At 52.0% G+C, this 877-nt stretch carries 1 protein-coding gene; it reads left to right on the forward strand.

Translation table 11 applies throughout. The annotated features are described in order from the left end of the window. A partial coding sequence (locus H8S44_RS17075; RefSeq protein WP_243004152.1) for a virulence-associated E family protein occupies positions 1–672 on the forward strand: 672 nt, incomplete at its 5' end. Between the last annotated feature and the right edge of the window lie 205 nt (positions 673–877).

The raw sequence follows: 877 nt of genomic DNA on the forward strand, positions 1-877 counted from the left end.
AACGCCAAGAGCATTGAGGAAATCAAGTCATTTTTAAGCCGACAGAAAGAGGTTTACAAGATACCCTATGAAACCCACCCAGCAGACCGCCCCCGTCAGTGCGTGTTTGGCGGCACTTCCAATGCCCTTGACTTCCTGCCCCTTGACCGTTCCGGCAACCGCCGCTTTATCCCCGTCATGGTGTACCCGGAGCAAGCCGAGGTTCACATTTTGGAGGACGAAGCCGCTTCCAGAGCCTATATCGAGCAGATGTGGGCAGAAGCGATGGAAATTTACAGAAGCGGCAGGTTCAAGCTGGCTTTCAGCCCTGCCATGCAGCGGTATCTCAAAGAACACCAGCGGGATTTTATGCCGGAGGACACCAAAGCCGGGATGATACAGGCGTATCTTGATAAGTACACCGGGAGCATGGTCTGCTCCAAGCAGCTCTATAAGGAAGCCTTGAACCATGCCTTTGACGAGCCGAAGCAATGGGAAATCCGGGAAATCAACGAGATTATGAACCAGTGCATTTCTGGCTGGCGGTACTTCCCGAACCCAAGAATGTTTTCCGAATATGGCAGACAAAAGGGCTGGGAGCGTGAAAACCCGGCAACGGACTCCGGCAACCCGTCTGAAAAAACGATGGACGGTTTTGTGGAGGTCACAGAACAGATGGAGCTTCCGTTCTGAAAATGGCAGCCCGTTGCACCCCCTGTTGCTATCCCGTTGCCGAGCCGGTTGCCGGGGAAAATCCCGAATATCCGGGCTTTTCTCCCCTATGACAACCAAAACAACAGAAAAATAAAAGAAAAGTATAAATAGTAACCATCGCCAGATTGAGATTGTTTGCAAGGTCTTTTGAAGCCCGTTGCCGGACTTCGTTGCCGACACCCTC

Origin of the sequence: Anaerosacchariphilus hominis (assembly GCF_014290175.1) — a bacterium.
Classification (GTDB): domain Bacteria; phylum Bacillota; class Clostridia; order Lachnospirales; family Lachnospiraceae; genus Laedolimicola; species Laedolimicola hominis.